Annotated in this window: 16 protein-coding genes; 12 read left to right on the forward strand and 4 right to left on the reverse strand. The window is 64.0% G+C overall.

From position 1 onward, the window contains the following. Window positions 1-286 precede the first annotated feature (286 nt). The 11 genes from ndk (at window position 287) to L6D89_RS09580 (ending at window position 11,512) form a co-directional block, all read left to right on the forward strand. Window positions 287-718: a nucleoside-diphosphate kinase gene (gene ndk / locus L6D89_RS09530; RefSeq protein WP_024762960.1), complete on the forward strand. Its 432-nt coding sequence runs from the start codon at window positions 287-289 to the stop codon at window positions 716-718. A gap of 27 nt (window positions 719-745) precedes the next feature. After that, window positions 746-1,894: a dual-specificity RNA methyltransferase RlmN gene (gene rlmN, locus L6D89_RS09535; protein ID WP_236174180.1), complete on the forward strand. Its 1,149-nt coding sequence runs from the start codon at window positions 746-748 to the stop codon at window positions 1,892-1,894. A 15-nt stretch (window positions 1,895-1,909) separates the two neighbouring features. After that, entirely contained in the window at window positions 1,910-2,668 is a 759-nt protein-coding gene (pilW, locus tag L6D89_RS09540) for a type IV pilus biogenesis/stability protein PilW (RefSeq protein ID WP_236174179.1), read from the forward strand. After that, entirely contained in the window at window positions 2,665-3,696 is a 1,032-nt protein-coding gene (locus tag L6D89_RS09545; RefSeq protein ID WP_236174178.1) for a RodZ domain-containing protein, read from the forward strand. Before pilW ends, L6D89_RS09545 begins: the two co-directional genes overlap by 4 nt. Window position 3,697: 1 nt before the next feature. Further along, window positions 3,698-4,810, forward strand: coding sequence for a flavodoxin-dependent (E)-4-hydroxy-3-methylbut-2-enyl-diphosphate synthase (gene ispG, locus L6D89_RS09550; RefSeq protein ID WP_017522283.1), 1,113 nt, complete (start codon window positions 3,698-3,700; stop codon window positions 4,808-4,810). Window positions 4,811-4,828: 18 nt separating this feature from the next. Further along, a complete protein-coding gene (gene hisS, locus L6D89_RS09555; protein ID WP_236199481.1) occupies window positions 4,829-6,118 on the forward strand; it encodes a histidine--tRNA ligase in 1,290 nt (429 codons plus the stop codon). 23 nt (window positions 6,119-6,141) lie between these two features. After that, window positions 6,142-6,786 carry a YfgM family protein gene (locus L6D89_RS09560; RefSeq protein ID WP_236199482.1) on the forward strand — a complete coding sequence of 215 codons (645 nt, stop codon included), beginning with the start codon at window positions 6,142-6,144 and terminating at the stop codon, window positions 6,784-6,786. A gap of 1 nt (window position 6,787) precedes the next feature. Next, window positions 6,788-7,930 (forward strand): outer membrane protein assembly factor BamB, encoded by a 1,143-nt coding sequence (gene bamB / locus L6D89_RS09565; RefSeq protein WP_236199483.1) that lies wholly within the window; start codon window positions 6,788-6,790, stop codon window positions 7,928-7,930. An 83-nt stretch (window positions 7,931-8,013) separates the two neighbouring features. Next, complete coding sequence (gene der, locus L6D89_RS09570; protein WP_045210518.1) at window positions 8,014-9,501, forward strand: ribosome biogenesis GTPase Der; 1,488 nt, start codon at window positions 8,014-8,016, stop codon at window positions 9,499-9,501. An 80-nt stretch (window positions 9,502-9,581) separates the two neighbouring features. Beyond that, the gene (locus tag L6D89_RS09575) at window positions 9,582-10,730 is read left to right on the forward strand and encodes a pyridoxal phosphate-dependent aminotransferase (protein ID WP_236199484.1); all 1,149 of its coding nucleotides are present in this window, start codon (window positions 9,582-9,584) and stop codon (window positions 10,728-10,730) included. Continuing rightward, complete coding sequence (locus L6D89_RS09580) at window positions 10,718-11,512, forward strand: amidohydrolase (RefSeq protein ID WP_236199485.1); 795 nt, start codon at window positions 10,718-10,720, stop codon at window positions 11,510-11,512. The genes L6D89_RS09575 and L6D89_RS09580 overlap by 13 nt, the downstream gene beginning before the upstream one ends. Before the next feature lie 97 nt (window positions 11,513-11,609). Here L6D89_RS09580 and L6D89_RS09585 read toward each other — a convergent pair whose 3' ends face one another. Continuing rightward, complete coding sequence (locus L6D89_RS09585) at window positions 11,610-12,563, reverse strand: aldo/keto reductase (protein ID WP_236199486.1); 954 nt, start codon at window positions 12,561-12,563, stop codon at window positions 11,610-11,612. Window positions 12,564-12,696: 133 nt separating this feature from the next. On the opposite strand from L6D89_RS09585, the gene L6D89_RS09590 reads away from it, so the two are divergent. Beyond that, the gene (locus L6D89_RS09590; RefSeq protein WP_236174171.1) at window positions 12,697-13,029 is read left to right on the forward strand and encodes a DUF5629 family protein; all 333 of its coding nucleotides are present in this window, start codon (window positions 12,697-12,699) and stop codon (window positions 13,027-13,029) included. 42 nt (window positions 13,030-13,071) lie between these two features. On the opposite strand, the gene L6D89_RS09595 is transcribed toward L6D89_RS09590, so the two are convergent. The 3 genes from L6D89_RS09595 to L6D89_RS09605 form a co-directional block, all read right to left on the reverse strand. Beyond that, window positions 13,072-14,310: an OprD family porin gene (locus L6D89_RS09595; protein ID WP_236199487.1), complete on the reverse strand. Its 1,239-nt coding sequence runs from the start codon at window positions 14,308-14,310 to the stop codon at window positions 13,072-13,074. 81 nt (window positions 14,311-14,391) lie between these two features. After that, on the reverse strand, window positions 14,392-15,762 hold the full coding sequence (locus L6D89_RS09600; RefSeq protein WP_236199488.1) for a spinster family MFS transporter: 1,371 nt from the start codon (window positions 15,760-15,762) through the stop codon (window positions 14,392-14,394). A 272-nt stretch (window positions 15,763-16,034) separates the two neighbouring features. Continuing rightward, window positions 16,035-16,511 carry a hypothetical protein gene (locus tag L6D89_RS09605; protein WP_236174169.1) on the reverse strand — a complete coding sequence of 159 codons (477 nt, stop codon included), beginning with the start codon at window positions 16,509-16,511 and terminating at the stop codon, window positions 16,035-16,037. Window positions 16,512-16,542 lie beyond the last annotated feature (31 nt).

Genomic DNA, 16,542 nt, shown 5'->3' on the forward strand with positions numbered 1-16,542 from the left:
GGCAAAATCAACAGCCGCCTTTCGCCTGCAGCCTAAGGCCTGCTGCCTGAAGCCGCCCTTATGCTTTTCCCCGAACCCGCGTATAATTCGCGGGTTTTATCTTTAGGTGAGCTGTCGAAAATTTCCCCAGGGGAATTTTCCAGCCGCCGGCCCTGTCGCAGTCGGGCCGGTTTCGCGGCTGCCGCCCATCGGGCGTGGCGCGCGGCAAACCCTAGAATCGCAGGAGCTCCTGGCCACGCCAGGGGCTTCTTGGCATTACCAACCTTGCTTTTTCGGAGTTATTTCCATGGCCCTGCAACGTACCTTCTCCATCATCAAGCCCGACGCCGTTTCCAAGAACGTCATCGGCGAAATCCTGACCCGCTTCGAGAAAGCCGGCCTGCGCGTTGTCGCTTCCAAGATGGTTCAGCTGTCCGAGCGCGAAGCTGGCGGTTTCTACGCCGAGCACAAAGAGCGCCCCTTCTTCAAGGACCTGGTTTCCTTCATGACTTCCGGCCCGGTCGTTGTCCAGGTTCTGGAAGGCGAAGACGCCATCCTGCGCAACCGTGAACTGATGGGCGCCACCGATCCGAAGAAAGCCGACGCCGGCACCATCCGCGCCGACTTCGCCGTTTCCATCGACGAGAACGCCGTACACGGTTCCGACTCGGAAGCTTCCGCTGCTCGTGAAATCGCTTACTTCTTCTCCAGCACCGAGGTGTGCGAGCGCATTCGCTGATAACGGCGAATGAGCGAGGGTGAATCCATGACTGATACCGCTGTAAAGGCCAACCTGCTGGGCATGACCAAGCCCCAGCTCGAGGAATTCTTCGAGTCCATCGGTGAAAAGCGCTTCCGCGCCGGCCAGGTGATGCAATGGATTCACCACTTTGGCGCTGTCGAGTTCAGCGCCATGACGAACGTCGGCAAGGCCTTGCGCGAAAAGCTCGAGGCCGTTGCCGAAATTCGTCCTCCGGAGATCGTCAGCCAGGACATTTCCGCTGACGGTACCCGCAAGTGGGTGGTGCGCGTGGCCTCGGGCAGCTGCGTCGAGACCGTGTACATCCCGCAAGGCGGCCGCGGCACCCTGTGCGTGTCGTCGCAGGCCGGTTGCGCGCTGGACTGCAGCTTCTGCTCCACCGGCAAGCAAGGCTTCAACAGCGACCTGACCTCCGCCGAGATCATCGGCCAGGTGTGGATCGCCAACCAATCGTTCGGGACCATCCCGGGCAAGATCGACCGTGCCATCACCAACGTGGTGATGATGGGCATGGGCGAGCCGCTGCTGAACTTCGACAACGTCGTGACCGCCATGAGCATCATGATGGAAGACCTCGGCTACGGTATTTCCAAGCGCAAGGTGACCCTGTCCACCTCCGGCGTTGTGCCGATGATCGACAAGCTCGCCGAGGTGACCGACGTGTCCCTGGCCCTGTCGCTGCATGCGCCCAACGACGAGCTGCGCAACAAGCTGGTGCCGATCAACAAGAAGTACCCGCTCGAGATGCTGCTCGACTCCTGCTATCGCTACATCACGCGTCTGGGCAAGGAACGCGTGCTGACGATCGAGTACACCCTGCTGGCCGGCGTCAACGACCAGCCCGAGCATGCTGAGCAACTGATCGCACTGCTCAAGGATTTCCCTTGCAAGATCAACCTGATTCCGTTTAATCCGTTCCCGCATTCCGGTTACGAGCGGCCGAGCAACAATGCCATCCGCCGATTCCAGGACATGCTGCACAAGAGCGGCTTCAACGTGACTGTTCGTACCACCCGCGGCGACGATATCGACGCTGCCTGTGGTCAATTGGTGGGCCAGGTGATGGACCGCACCCGCCGTAGCGAACGTTACATTGCCGTACGACAACTGGCTGCGGACGCCGACCAGGCCCCGACCAACGCCAATCGAAACTGACTAGGGAGGATTCCGATGACCCTGCGCGCCGCGCTGTGCTTACTGTTGGCAACCGTGCTGACGGGTTGCGTGACGACTGGTAAACAGGATCCTCTGAAGACCGAGAAGGGCCGGGACGAGGCGCGCGACGCCTACATCCAGCTCGGCATCGGCTACCTGCAAATGGGCAATACCGAGCAGGCCAAGGTGCCGCTGCGACAGGCCCTGGATATCGATTCGTCGAGTGCCGATGCCCATGCTGCGCTGGCTGTCGTCTATCAGACCGAGATGGAGCCGAAGCTCGCGGAAACCGAGTTCCGCAAGGCGCTCTCGGCGCGCTCTGGTGATGCACGTATTCTGAACAACTACGCCAGCTTCCTTTTCGAGCAGAAGCGCTATCAGGAAGCCTACGACACCTACATGAAGGCCACAGACGACGGCCTTTATTCCGAGCGTTCGCGGATTTTCGAGAACCTCGGCCTGGTCAGCATGAAGCTCAACAAGCGCGCAGAGGCCAAGGAATTCTTCGAGAAGGCTGTGCGCCTGAACCGGAATACTCCCGGCGCGCTGATCGAGCTGGCGGACCTTAACTACCAGGATCGCGAGTACGTGCCGTCCCGCGCATTCTATGAGGAATACCTCAAGCAAGGCCCGCAGACTGCGCGTAGCCTGCTGTTGGGGATTCGACTGGCAAAGATTTTCGACGACCGGGATACCGCTGCCAGCTACGGGCTGCAACTCAAGCGCCTGTATCCCGCATCTCCTGAATACCAGGCATACCAGGCGGATAAATGATGAATACGTCGCAGCCCGATGTTATCGGCACGACCCGCGCCAATCCTGGCGAGACCCTGCGCCAGGCGCGCGAGAACAAGGGCTGGAGCACCGCGCAGGTGGCCGGCCAGCTGAACCTGACCGAAAATGCCTTGCGCCAGCTGGAACAGGGTTCCTTCGAACAGTTGCCGGGGCATACCTTCGCCCGCGGCTATATCCGTGCCTACGCCAAACTGCTGGGCATGGACCAGGCCCAGATGGTCACCGCCTTCGACCAGTACACCGGTACCGATGCCAGCGGCAGCAACGTCCAGGCGCTGGGGCGCGTCGTTGAGCCCGTGCGGCTGTCGCGCAATCTGCTGCGCCTGTTCAGTTTGGTCCTGCTGGCCGTGCTCATCGGCTTCGGCTACTTCTGGTGGCAGGAGCGCTCTGCGCGCCCGGCCGAGACCGGCAGCCTGAACATGGAGCATGTCGAGGTCGAGAGCGCCGACGGCACCACCGAGATCCATACGCTTGACGAGCCGGAAGACCAGGCCGTCGCCGAGGACCAGGCCAATACTCCGCCGGCACCGACCGAGCCGGCCGGCGACAACGGCAGCGCTGAGGCTCCGCTCGAGACTGCACCGTCGACCGCAACGACTCCGGCCACCCCGGGCGTGCCGGCTGCTGCCGAAACCGCTCCCGCCGTCCAGGCTCCGGCAACTCCGGCCCAGCAACCGACTGCCCAGCAGCCTGTCGCGCCGGCCAGCCCGGTCGCCCCGGTGGCTCCGACCGAGGCGCCTGCCGCTCCGGTGGTCGCTTCCGCCGGTCAGGGCGTGGTCAAGGTTCAGTTCAGCGCTGATTGCTGGACCCAGGTGACCGATGCTGACGGCAAGGTCGTCCTCGAGGGCCTCAAGCGCAAGGGCGAATCACTGGAAGTCGCCGCCAAGGCACCGGTCCAGCTGCGCCTGGGCTTCGCCCAGGGCGCCCAGGTCAGCTACAACGGCCAGCCGGTCGAAGTCACACCGGCGCGTGGTGGTACCGCACGCCTGAAGTTGGGTGGACAGTAAGATGCATTGCGAGTCTCCGATCAAACGTCGCCTGTCCCGCAAGATCTGGGTAGGCAACGTGCCGGTGGGTGGGGACGCCCCCATCGCCGTGCAGAGCATGACCAACACCGACACCCTGGACGTGGCTGCCACCGTGGCCCAGATCCGTCGTCTGGAAGATGCCGGTGCTGACATTGTCCGCGTCTCCGTGCCGGACATGGACGCCGCCGAGGCGTTCGGCAAGATCAAGCAGCAGGTGAAGGTCCCGCTGGTTGCCGATATCCACTTCGACTACAAGATCGCCTTGCGCGTGGCCGAATTGGGTGTCGACTGCCTGCGCATCAACCCGGGCAACATCGGTCGCGAAGACCGGGTAAAGGCCGTGGTGGATGCTGCCCGCGAGCGCAATATCCCGATCCGCATCGGCGTCAACGCCGGCTCCCTGGAGAAGGACCTGCAGAAGAAGTACGGCGAGCCTACCCCCGAGGCGTTGCTGGAATCGGCCATGCGCCATGTCGATCACCTCGACCGCCTGGACTTCCAGAACTTCAAGGTCAGTGTGAAGGCCTCCGACGTGTTCATGGCCGTGGCCGCCTACCGGCTGCTGGCCAAGCAGATCGAGCAACCCCTGCACCTGGGCATCACCGAAGCCGGTGGCCTGCGTTCGGGCACCGTGAAATCGGCGGTGGGCCTGGGCATGCTGCTGGCCGAAGGTATCGGCGATACCATCCGCATCTCGCTGGCCGCCGACCCGGTGGAAGAGATCAAGGTCGGCTTCGATATCCTCAAGTCGCTGCGCCTGCGTTCCCGTGGCATCAACTTCATCGCCTGCCCGAGCTGCTCGCGGCAGAACTTCGATGTGGTGAAGACCATGAACGAGCTGGAAGGCCGCCTGGAGGACCTGCTGGTGCCGTTGGACGTCGCCGTGATCGGCTGCGTGGTCAACGGCCCGGGTGAAGCCAAGGAAGCCCATATCGGCCTTACCGGTGGTACGCCGAGCAACCTGATCTACATCGACGGCAAGCCGGCGCAGAAGCTGCAGAACGATAACCTGGTGGATGAGCTGGAACGGCTGATCCGCGAAAAAGCGGCCGAGAAGGCCGAGGCCGACGCCGCACTCATCGTGCGCGGCTGACCGCAACAAGGATCCTAAGTGAGCAAGTCCCTGCAAGCCATCCGTGGCATGAACGACATTCTGCCGGACCAGACCCCAGCCTGGCGCTATCTGGAACGTACCTTCGCCGGCCTGCTGGACAGCTACGGCTACAGCGAGATCCGCCTGCCGATCCTCGAGTTCACCGAGCTCTTCGCCCGCGGTATCGGTGAAGGTACTGATGTGGTCGACAAGGAGATGTACACCTTCCTCGACCGCAATGGCGAATCCCTGACCATGCGCCCGGAAGGCACTGCGGGCTGCGTGCGCGCCGTGCTGGAGCATGGTCTGTCCGGCGGTGGCCAGGTGCAGAAGCTCTGGTACACCGGCCCGATGTTCCGCTACGAGAAGCCGCAGAAGGGCCGCTATCGCCAGTTCCACCAGATTGGCGTGGAAGTCTTCAACCTGCCCGGCCCAGACATCGACGCCGAGCTGATCATCCTTACCTGGCGCCTGTGGCAGAAGCTGGGCATGGCCGATGCCGTGACCCTGCAACTGAACACCCTGGGCTCCAGCGAAGCCCGTGCGCGCTATCGCGATGACCTGGTGGCCTACCTGCAGGAGCGCTTCGAGCAGCTGGACGAAGACAGCCAGCGCCGCATGACCACCAACCCGTTGCGCATCCTCGACAGCAAGGTGGAAAGCACCCAGGCCCTGCTGGTCGGTGCGCCGAGCCTGCACGACTACCTGGACGAAGAGTCGATCGCCCACTTCGAGGGCCTGAAGGCTCGCCTGGATGCGGTCGGCTTGCGCTACGAGATCAACCAGAAGCTGGTTCGCGGCCTGGATTACTACTGCCGCACTGCTTTCGAATGGGTCACCGACAAGCTCGGTGCCCAGGGCACCGTTTGCGGCGGGGGCCGCTACGACGGCCTGGTCAGCCAGTTCGGCGGCAAGCCGACGCCGGGCGTGGGCTTCGCCATGGGCGTGGAGCGCCTGGTGCTGCTGCTGGATACCCTGGGTGTGGTCCCGGCTGAATTGAACCGTCCGGCCGACCTCTACGTCTGTGCCTTCGGCGAGCCGGCAGAGCTGGCTGCGCTGGCCCTGGCGGAGAAGCTGCGTGAAGCCATCCCGGGGCTGCGCCTGCTGGTCAACGCCGGTGCCGGCAGCTTCAAGAGCCAGTTCAAGAAGGCCGACAAGAGCGGCGCACAGTTCGCAATGATTCTGGGTGACGACGAACTGGCCAACCGCGTGGTAGGTTTCAAGCCCCTGCGTGGCGAGGGCGAACAACAGAATATCGCCTGGGATGCTCTGCCCGAGCACCTGGCTGCCTGCCTCCAGCAGGCTTGAATCGAGCGGATAGGAGTATTGGGGTGAGTAACCGTACCGAAGAAGAACAGATCGCTGACATCAAGGACTGGTGGCAGCGTAACGGCATGCCCCTGCTGACCGGCGCCGCTCTGGCGCTGATCGTGGTGTTCGGCTGGCAGGCCTGGAAGAAGTACCAGACCAACCAGTCCCAGGGTGCCTCCATCATTTACCAGGCCCTGCTGGAAACCGCGCTGAACCCGACCGGCAAGCCCGACACCGCCAAGGTCGCCGAGCTCGCTGGCAAGCTGAACACCGACTTCGCCGGCACCCCGTACGCCCAGTACGGCCGCCTGTTCGTCGCCAAGGTCGCGGTGGATAGCGGCAAGCTGGATGACGCCGTCCTTGAGCTCAAGGCCGTGGTCGACAAGCCTGTGGACGCAACCCTCGGCGAGCTGGCCCGCCAGCGCCTGGCACGTGTCCTGGCTGCCCAGGGCAAGGCCGAAGACGGCCTGAAGCTGCTCGACAGCACCGTCGACAAAGCCTACGTTGCTACCCGCGAAGAACTGCGCGGCGACCTGCTGCTGCAGCTCAAGCGCAATGACGACGCGCGCGTCGCCTACGAGAAGGCCAAGGCTGCCCTGCCGGAAGATGCCGCCGTCGGCGCCCTGCAGATGAAACTCGACGACCTGGCCAAGGGAGACGCCTGAGATGTTGCGTTGGAAACACGTTGCACTGCTGGCACTGACCCTGATGGCTGTGGGTTGCAGCAGCAATAGCAAGAAAGAACTGCCGCCGGCCGAACTGACCGATTTCAAGGAAGAGGTTCGCCTGGAGAAACAGTGGAGCCGTTCGGTCGGTGACGGCCAGGGCGACCTGTACAACCTGCTCGAGCCCGCCGTCGATGGCCAGACCATCTACGCCGCGTCTGCCGAAGGCCGCGTCATGGCCATGCAGCGCGAAACGGGCGAAGTGCTGTGGAAGAAAGACCTCGATCTGCCGATCTCCGGCGCCGTCGGCGTGGGCAGCGGCATGGTCCTGCTGGGCACTCTGCGTGGTGACGTGATCGCCCTGGATTCCGGTTCGGGCGAGCAGAAGTGGCGCGCCAAGGTCACCAGCGAAGTACTGGCCGCTCCGGCCACCAACGGCGACGTGGTGGTGGTGCAGACCCAGGACGACAAGCTGATCGGCTTCGACGCTTCTACCGGCAACCAGCGCTGGATCTACGAAGGTACTGTCCCGGTTCTGACCCTGCGTGGCACTGGCGCCCCGCTGATCGCCGGCCGTCTGGCGCTGGCCGGCCTGGCCAGCGGCAAGGTCGTTGCCGTGGATGTCGAGCGCGGCCTGCCGGTGTGGGAACAGCGCGTTGCCATCCCGCAAGGCCGTTCCGAACTGGACCGTGTCGTCGATATCGACGGCGGTCTGCTTCTGATCGACAACGTGCTCTACGTTGCCAGCTACCAGGGCCGCGCCGCGGCGCTGGACGTAGGCACCGGCCGCGTACTCTGGCAGCGTGAGGCTTCCAGCTACGTGGGCGTGGCCGAAGGCACTGGCAGCGTGTTCATCAGCCAGGCCAGCGGCACCGTGGAAAGCCTCGATTCCCGTGGTTCGTCTTCGCTGTGGAGCAACGATGCACTGGCTCGCCGCCAGCTGTCCGCTCCGGCCGTGCTGTCGAGCAACGTGGTCGTCGGTGACCTGGAAGGTTACGTGCACCTGCTGAGCCAGGTGGACGGTCGTTTCGTTGGCCGCGAGAAGGTCGACGGTGACGGCGTGCGGGTTCGCCCGCTGGTAGTCGGCAGCTGGATGTACGTGTTCGGCAACAGCGGTAAGCTGGCCGCCTACACGATTCGCTAAGCTGAGTGTTACTGCCGGCCGCTGCCGTGAAAAACGGCAGCGGCCGTCGTGTTTTCTGAAAATCAAATTTCCTGGAGAGCCGCATGGTTCCCGTTATAGCCCTGGTGGGCCGCCCGAACGTCGGCAAGTCCACCCTGTTCAACCGCCTGACCCGCACCCGTGACGCCATCGTCGCCGAGTACGCAGGTCTGACCCGCGACCGCCAGTACGGCGAGGCCAAGTGGCAGGGCAAGAAATTCATCGTCATCGATACCGGCGGTATCTCCGGTGACGAAGAGGGTATCGACGCCAAGATGGCCGAGCAGTCGCTGCAGGCCATCGAAGAGGCCGATGCCGTCCTGTTCATGGTCGATTCCCGCGCCGGCCTTACCGCTGCCGATGAGATGATCGGCGAGCACCTGCGCAAGAAGAACAAGCGCACCTACCTGGTGGCCAACAAGGTCGACACCGTCGATCCGGACATCGCCCGCGCCGAGTTCAGCCCGCTGGCCCTGGGCCATGCGATCCCGATTGCCGCCGCCCACGGCCGTGGCATCACCCAGATGTTGCAGGAAGCCCTGGGCGAGATGTTCGCTCCGGAGCCCGAGGCGCCGGAAGACAACGACCTGCCCAGCGAGCTGGAAGAGGTCGCCGAGGGCGAAGAAGCCAAGCGCATTCCCGGCCCGAGCGAGAAGGATGGCATCAAGATCGCCATCATCGGTCGCCCCAACGTCGGCAAGTCCACCCTGGTCAACCGCATGCTCGGTGAAGAACGGGTGATCGTCTACGATCAGGCCGGCACCACCCGCGACAGCATCTACATCCCCTTCGAGCGCAACGAAGAGAAGTACACCCTGATCGACACCGCCGGCGTGCGTCGCCGCGGCAAGATCTTCGAGGCGGTGGAAAAGTTCTCCGTGGTGAAGACCCTGCAGGCGATCCAGGATGCCAACGTGGTCATCTTCGTCATGGACGCCCGCGAAGGCGTGGTCGAGCACGACCTCAACCTGCTCGGCTTCGTGCTGGAAACCGGCCGCGCGCTGGTCATCGCGCTGAACAAGTGGGATGGCATGGAATCGGCCGAGCGCGACTACGTGAAGACCGAGCTCGAGCGCCGGCTGATGTTCGCCGACTTCGCCGACATTCACTTCATCTCCGCGCTGCATGGCACCGGCGTTGGTCACCTGTACAAGTCGGTGCAGGATTCCTTCCGTTCCGCCGTGACCCGCTGGCCCACCAGCAAGCTCACGCAGATTCTGGAAGACGCCATCCAGGTCCACCAGCCGCCGATGGTCAACGGCCGCCGCATCAAGCTGCGCTATGCGCACCTGGGGGGCGCCAACCCGCCGTTGATCGTGATCCACGGCAACCAGGTGGACGCGGTGCCCAAGGCCTATACCCGCTACCTGGAGAAGACCTTCCGTCGCGTGCTGAAGCTGGTCGGTACGCCGATCCGCATCGAGTACAAGGGTGGCGACAACCCGTTCGAGGGCAAGAAGACTCAGCTCACCGATCGCCAGGTCAACAAGAAGCGCCGCCTGATGTCGCACCACAAGAAGGCCGAGAAGAAGAAGAAGGACAAACGTAAATAACGTCTTTCGGGCTTCAGGCCGCAGGCTACAGGCGATAAGCTGGGGCATCCCTTGCCGCCTGAAGCTTGTCGCCTGTAGCCATGATTGCCAGCAAACTGCCGAATGTCGGCACCACCATCTTCACCCGCATGTCCCAGCTCGCCGCACAAAGCGGAGCGCTGAACCTCTCCCAGGGCTTCCCGGACTTCCCCGGCCCGGCTCCGTTGCTCGAAGCCGTCGGCCGCCACGTCATGGCCGGACACAACCAGTACAGCCCGATGACCGGCCTGCCGGCACTGCGCGAACAGGTCGCGATCAAGGTTGCCAGCCTCTATGGTCGTCAGGTCAGCGCCGACGCTGAAGTAACCATCGTTCCCGGCGCCACCGAGGGCATCTTCTGTGCGGTGCAGGCGCTGATCCGCGCCGGCGACGAGGCCATCGTCCTCGACCCCTGCTATGACAGCTACGAGCCTTCGGTGGAACTGGCCGGCGGGCGCTGTGTGCATGTCGCGCTGAGCCAGCCGGACTTCCGCATCGACTGGCAGCGTCTGGCCGATGCCATCACTCCGCGCACGCGCCTGATCTTCCTCAACAGCCCGCACAATCCCAGCGGCGCGCTGATCGACCGCGCCGACCTGGATCGCCTGGTCGAGCTGATTCGCGACCGCGAGATCTACGTCATCAGCGACGAGGTCTACGAGCACCTGATCTACGACGGCGTGGAGCATGCCAGCGTGCTGGCCCATGACGAACTGTATCCGCGCGCCTTCGTCATCAGCTCCTTCGGCAAGACCTACCACGTCACCGGCTGGAAGACCGGCTATGTGGTGGCGCCGCCGGCGCTGTCGGCGGAGATGCGCAAGATCCACCAGTACGTGAACTTCTGCGGCGTGACCCCGCTGCAGTATGCGCTGGCCGACTTCATGGCGGCGCACCCCGAACACCTGCGCGAGCTGCCGGGCTTCTACCAGGCCAAGCGCGACCTGTTCTGCGACCTGCTGGACGGTTCGCGCTTCACCTTCCAGCGCGCTGCTGGCACCTATTTCCAGGTGGTGGACTACTCCGCGATCCGCCCGGACCTCGACGACGTCGCCATGTCCGAGTGGCTGACCCGCGAGCACGGCGTAGCCGCCATTCCGGTCTCAGTGTTCTACCAGCAGGCCCCGGCAGACATGCGCCTGGTGCGCTTCTGCTTCGCCAAGAAAGAGGAGACGCTGCGCCAGGCAGCGGAACGACTATGCGCGATCTGAGCCAACTGCCCGACCTCAAGCTTGCCCTGGTGCAGACCACCCTGGTCTGGCATGACGCCAAGGCCAATCGCGAGCGCTTTGAAGCGCTGCTGGAGAGCGCCCGCGGCGCGGACGTGGTGATCCTCCCGGAGATGTTCACCACCGGATTCTCCATGGACTCCGAGGCATTGGCCGAAGCGGAGGAGGGCGCGACCTACGCCTGGCTGCGCGAGCAGGCTTCGAGGCTCGATGCCGTGGTCTGCGGCAGCGTGATCATCCGAGCCGCCGACGGCAGCCATCGCAACCGCCTGCTCTGGGCGCGCCCGGATGGCGAGATGCAGCACTACGACAAGCGCCACCTGTTCCGCATGGCCGGCGAGCACAAGCACTACACGCCGGGCGAGCAGCAGATACTGCTGGAATGGAAGGGCTGGCGGATTCGCCCGCTGGTCTGCTACGACCTGCGCTTCCCGGTGTGGAGCCGTGATGCCCAGGACACCGACCTGCTGCTCTATACCGCCAACTGGCCGGCCGCGCGCCGCCAGCACTGGAACCGCCTGTTGCCCGCGCGGGCTATTGAAAACCTCTGCTACGTCGCGGCGGTCAACCGCGTCGGCGAAGACGGCAAGGGCCATGCCTATTCCGGCGACAGCCAGGTGCTGGACTTCCAGGGCGACAACCTGCTGGCGGCCGGCAGTGCCGACGGGGTATTCCAGATCGCCCTGAATGCGGCGGAGCTGGCGGCCTACCGGGAACGCTTCCCGGCCAATCTCGATGCGGACGAGTTCGACATCCGTCGCTGAAGTCGTGCCTCGCTGAAATCAATCGCGGACGGAGTCCGCTCCTACGAAACTTGACACCGCGTAGGAGCGGACTCTGTCCGCGAAGTTTTTGCCCCGCTCAATAAGCGCTGGCTGTGTTCAAGCGCTGGATCGCCTCGTCACTGAGCTTCAGGTCCACCGCTGCGATCAGGTCCGGCAACTGCTCAAGCTTCGATGCGCTGGCAATCGGTGCGGTGATGCTCGGGCGGGCCATCAGCCAGGCCAGGGAGACCTGTGCTGGCGTGGCATTCAGCTCGCCAGCCACCTCCTCCAGTGCATCGAGGATCGCGAAGCCGCGCGCGTTCATGAAGTTCTTCACCTTGTAACCGCGCACGCTGCTCTTGCCCAGGTCCGCCTCGCTGCGGTACTTGCCGGTGAGGAACCCCGCCGCCAGCGAGTAGAAACTGATGACGCCGAGACCCAGTTGTTGCACCGTGGGCTCCAGGTTGGTCTCGTAGTTGGCGCGATCGTAGAGGTTGTAGTTGGGCTGCAGGCTCTGGTAGTTCGGCAGCTTCAGACGTTCACACACCTCGCGCGCTTCACGCAGGCGCTTGGCCTCCAGATTCGACGCGCCGATCACCCGCACCTTGCCGCTCTCTACTGCCTCGGCGAAGGCACCCATGGTTTCCTCCAGAGAGGTATGCGGGTCATCGCAGTGGGATTGGTAGAGGTCGATATAGTCAGTCTGCAGGCGCTTGAGCGAACGCCCCAGCGCCTGTTCGATGTACACCGCCGACAGGCCCTTGTGGCCGTTGCCCATGTCCATGCCGACCTTGGTGGCGATCTGCACCTGGTTGCGCTTGCCGGTCTTCTTCAGCCATTTGCCGATCAGCGCTTCTGACTCGCCGCCCTCGTGGCCGGGAGCCCAGCGCGAGTACACGTCCGCGGTGTCGATGCAGTTGAGTCCGGCGTCGAGCAGGGCGTCGAGCAGGCGAAAGGAGGTCGCTTCGTCGGCGGACCAGCCGAACACATTGCCGCCGAACACCAGCGCGGGAATCTTCAGGCCCGATTGTCCGAGTTCGCGTGTACGCATCTGCTTTGCCTCCTCTGGGGTGTGCGAGAACCCTCAGTGTAGACGCCGCCTCTGGCCGCGCCGGGCGGAATAACCGGCAGCCGCCACCCACCTGGTCTATCATGGCGGCCAGCCCAATTGCCGAGTGCCGAACATGACCACGACTCCCTATCTGCTGGACCAGCTGGAAACCGCCGACATGCTCTTGATCGACGGCCTGCATGCCTGGCAGTTCGAGCTCAACGAGGCACTACTGGACCAGGCGGACGCCGCCGCCAACGCCGGGCACCCCTTTGCCAGTGAAGACGTTGTCCTGCAGATCGAATCCATCGACGGCCGTGATCGCCGCGAATGGCGCTTCAGCTACAACCAGGTGATGGAGGCCAGCTATCAGGCCGAGGACGAGAGCTGGCTGCTCCACGCAGGCGAGCAGCAGCACCGCCTGTGTTGCCTGGGCGCGGTAACGGCCAGTGGCGACGACGAGTGAATGAAGAAGGCCCCGAAAGGGGCCTTCTTCGTTTCAGGGCCTTCAGAACGCCAGCGGGTAGCTGGTGATGAAGCGCACCTCGTCATAATCGCTGGCGTAGCTGCTGCGCACGGTTGAGGAGCGCATCAGAAAGGACAATGACTTCAGTGGCCCGCCCTGGATGGTGTAGCCGATATCCGTGTCGCGCTCGTACTCGTGGCCATCGCTCTTGCCAGGGCGCGAGATATCGGTGCCCTTGGTATAGCGCGTCATCAGCGTCATGCCCGGCAGGCCAAGACTGGCGAAGTCATAGTCGTAGCGCAGCTGGTAAGAGCGCTCCTGCGCCCAGAAGAAGCCGCCGTTGGTCACCCAGTTGACCAGATAGGGCTGTGGCGTGTTGCCCAGCAGCATGGGGAACATGTCCTCGCCCAGCATGCGCTGGTAGGTGGCCGATAGCGTGTGGCTGCCGTGTTTCACGCCCAGCCGCGCACCATAGGCACGGTTGTCGATGCGACCGGACAGCGCCTGCCCCGACTCCTCGTTGTGGAAGTAACTCAGGGTGCCGAGCAGCGCGGTGTTCTCGCCGACCGGCTGTTTGAAGTTGGCGCCGACATAGTGCTGGTCGTAGATGTCCTCGAGCTGGGCGAAGTAGTAGCTGGTGGACAGTCCAGGCGTCCACTGCGCATCGACGCCGCCCAGGTTCAGCTTGTTGCTGTCCTGGCTGGCAGGACGCGTGGCCAGGTAGAACGACTCGCGGTCGCTGGAGGCGCGGGTGCTGGTATTCCATAGCTGCGCGGCGGTGAACTTGAAGCGCTCCGACTCCTTAGACTCCAGCATCACGCCCTGGAAGGTCTGTGGCAGCACGCGCACATCGTCCTGGAAGATCACCGGCAGGCGTGGCTCCAGCAGGCCAACTTTCAGCGTGGTCTTCGAATAGCGCAGCTTTAGCGTGGCGCCACCACGGCTGAAGTCATCCACCGGCTCGCCGGTCGTGCGGTCATAGGGCAGGTTGCTGTCGTTGCTGGTGCCGGCGCCGCCGTCGAGCTTCAAGGCGTAGAAACCGGTGAAGTCCATGCCGACACCGATGGTGCCTTCGCTAAAGCCCGAGCTGAAGCGTGCCAGCACCGCCTGCGACCAACTGCCCGCCTGGGACTGCGGAGCGTTGTCCTGGCGGTAATCGCGCAACATGTAGAAGTTGCGCAGCGAGGTGTCCAGGCGGCTGTCGTCGATCAGGTCGGCCTGGGCACAGAGGGGCAACAGCGCGCCGGAAAGCAGCGCACTGGCAAAGCGATTACGCAACATCGTCATCTCCTGAGCATCGTTCGCCGGGGCGCAGGGCGCCACGCCGGCGAACGGGCGTACGTCTTGTCGAGGCGGGCGCGATCAGTTCGCGGCGGCGGTGTTATCCAGCGATACCGCTTCAGGCTGGACTGTCTGCTCCTGGCCCAGGCTGCGGCGGAAGTGCTTGCGCCCGCTGCCCAGCAGCCACAGGCAGAGCAATCCGGCGAGGGTGACGATGATGCCGATGGAGGAGCCGACGGCTTTCGGGTCCTTGAAGTACTGGTCGGTGAGCAGCGCGACCAGGGTGGTGCCGACACCCAGGCCGATAAGGTTGGAGACCAGCAGGAACAGCGCCGACACCTGCGCGCGCAGGCGATTGGGTGTGAGCACCTGCATGGCGGCTGCCGAGGTGGAGATGCAGAAGGCGCAGAAGAACATCGCCGCGCCCATCAGCAGCACCGACAGCTGCAGGCTGCCGGCCGTCACCGAACCGATGACGAAGGGGATGGTGCAGGCGGCGCCGAGCATGCCGCTGATCAGCGCCGCATCGCTGCGCCCACGCTTCTGCAGCACGTCCACCAGCCAGCCGGCGCAGAACACCCCGGCGGTGTTGAGCACCAGCAAAATGCCGCCGAGTATGTAGCCCACCTCCAGCGGCGACAGGCCGTACTGGCGGATGTACAGGGCCGGCGCCCAGCCCATCAGCGCGTACTGGCACATGGCGAAGAAGGAGAAACCCAGGTAGTGGCAGGCGAAGGTGGCGCGATGGCGCCCCAGGAAACGCAGCCCGTCACGAACCGTTGCCTTTTGCTCCCGATCGCCCAGCTTGCGCGCCGGGTCGCGGATGGTCAGCGCGATCAGCAGCGCCACCAGCACGCCGGGCAAGCCAACGATGAAGAACGCGATCTGCCAGGAACGCACCTGGCCCAACCAGCCCAGGTCGATGGCCGGTACGTCGCGCAGCGCCTCGATCACGTAGCCGCCGACCAGGAAGGCCAGGCCGCCGCCGAGGAAGGCGCCCATGGAGTACAGCCCCAGCGCGCGGCCGAGCTTCTCCTTGGGGAACAGGTCGGCGAGCATCGAGTAGGTCGCTGGGGTCAGCGCGGCTTCGCCGACGCCCACGCTCATGCGCGCGAGGAACATCTGCAGGAAGTTCTTCGACAGGCCGCACGCCGCGGTGGCGAAGCTCCAGAAGGCCACGCCGATGGCGATGATCCTGACCCGCGAGGAGCGATCGGCGAGGTAGGCAATGGGCAGGCCCATGAAGGCATAGAACAGCGAGAAGGCCAGCCCGCTGAGCAGGCTGAACTGGGTGTCGCTGATCTGCAGGTCGGCTTTGATCGGCTCGATCATCAGCGAGAGGATCTGCCGGTCAACGAAGGAGAAGATATACGCCACCATGCACAGCACGACGACATACCAGGAATAACGGGAAGTGTGGACGGATTGCGGGTGGGGAGATTGCGGGTTCACGGTTACTGGCTCCTGAAGCGGGTGAAGGCAGATGGCCAAGCACGTCGAGCTCGTTGTTGTTGTAGGTAACCAGGCGCCTCTGTACGCAAGGCAGGGGCGGCCGAAAGTGTCTGATTGCGTGACACGGTTTTTTGTTTGCCTGCCGCTTTCGCAGCAGTGCAGGCAAGACTAGGGAAGGGGGGAGCGGGGAGTAATCGGGGCGAGCCCCAGCATTGCGGAGACTTCCCCCTAGGGGGCTAGGGGGAATCTTTAGGTGATGTGCAGAGGGTGATTCAGATCAGCCCGAACAGCGCCAGGACAAAGGCACCGCCGAAGACCACGGCCATGACCGCGAGCAGGAACAGCAGGCTGACGCCGAAAGCACGCCAGTTGGAGGTGAACTGGCCACCCTGGGCCGCATGCTGCTCGACAGCTGCACCGGTGTGCTGCTTGGCGTAGTGATACATGCCGAAGACGGCGGCAATGTTGATGGGGGTGGCGGGGACGCTATCCGGCAGGAACATGCCCAGCAGGAAGATCGCAACGAGGGCGCCGATGCCGGTGATCCAGGCGTTGCGCACCTGAGCGTGGCGGCCCAGACGTTTGAGGTTCTGCGCGATGACCCAGGCTCCGGCTACCGGCGTGCCGAAGAAGGTGGCGATGCCCACGGCGGCGAGTCGGTAGAGCGGTTCACCGGTGGCGATGGCCGGGCCATCCTGAAGTGCCGCGGCGGGCGTCTGGAAGGGGTTGTCCTGTGGTGTATCGGTCATGTTTTCACTCCGTTGAAAACAGCCCCGGACG

This window comes from Pseudomonas pseudonitroreducens, assembly GCF_021603645.1.
In the GTDB taxonomy this organism is placed as follows: Bacteria; Pseudomonadota; Gammaproteobacteria; order Pseudomonadales; family Pseudomonadaceae; genus Pseudomonas; species Pseudomonas pseudonitroreducens.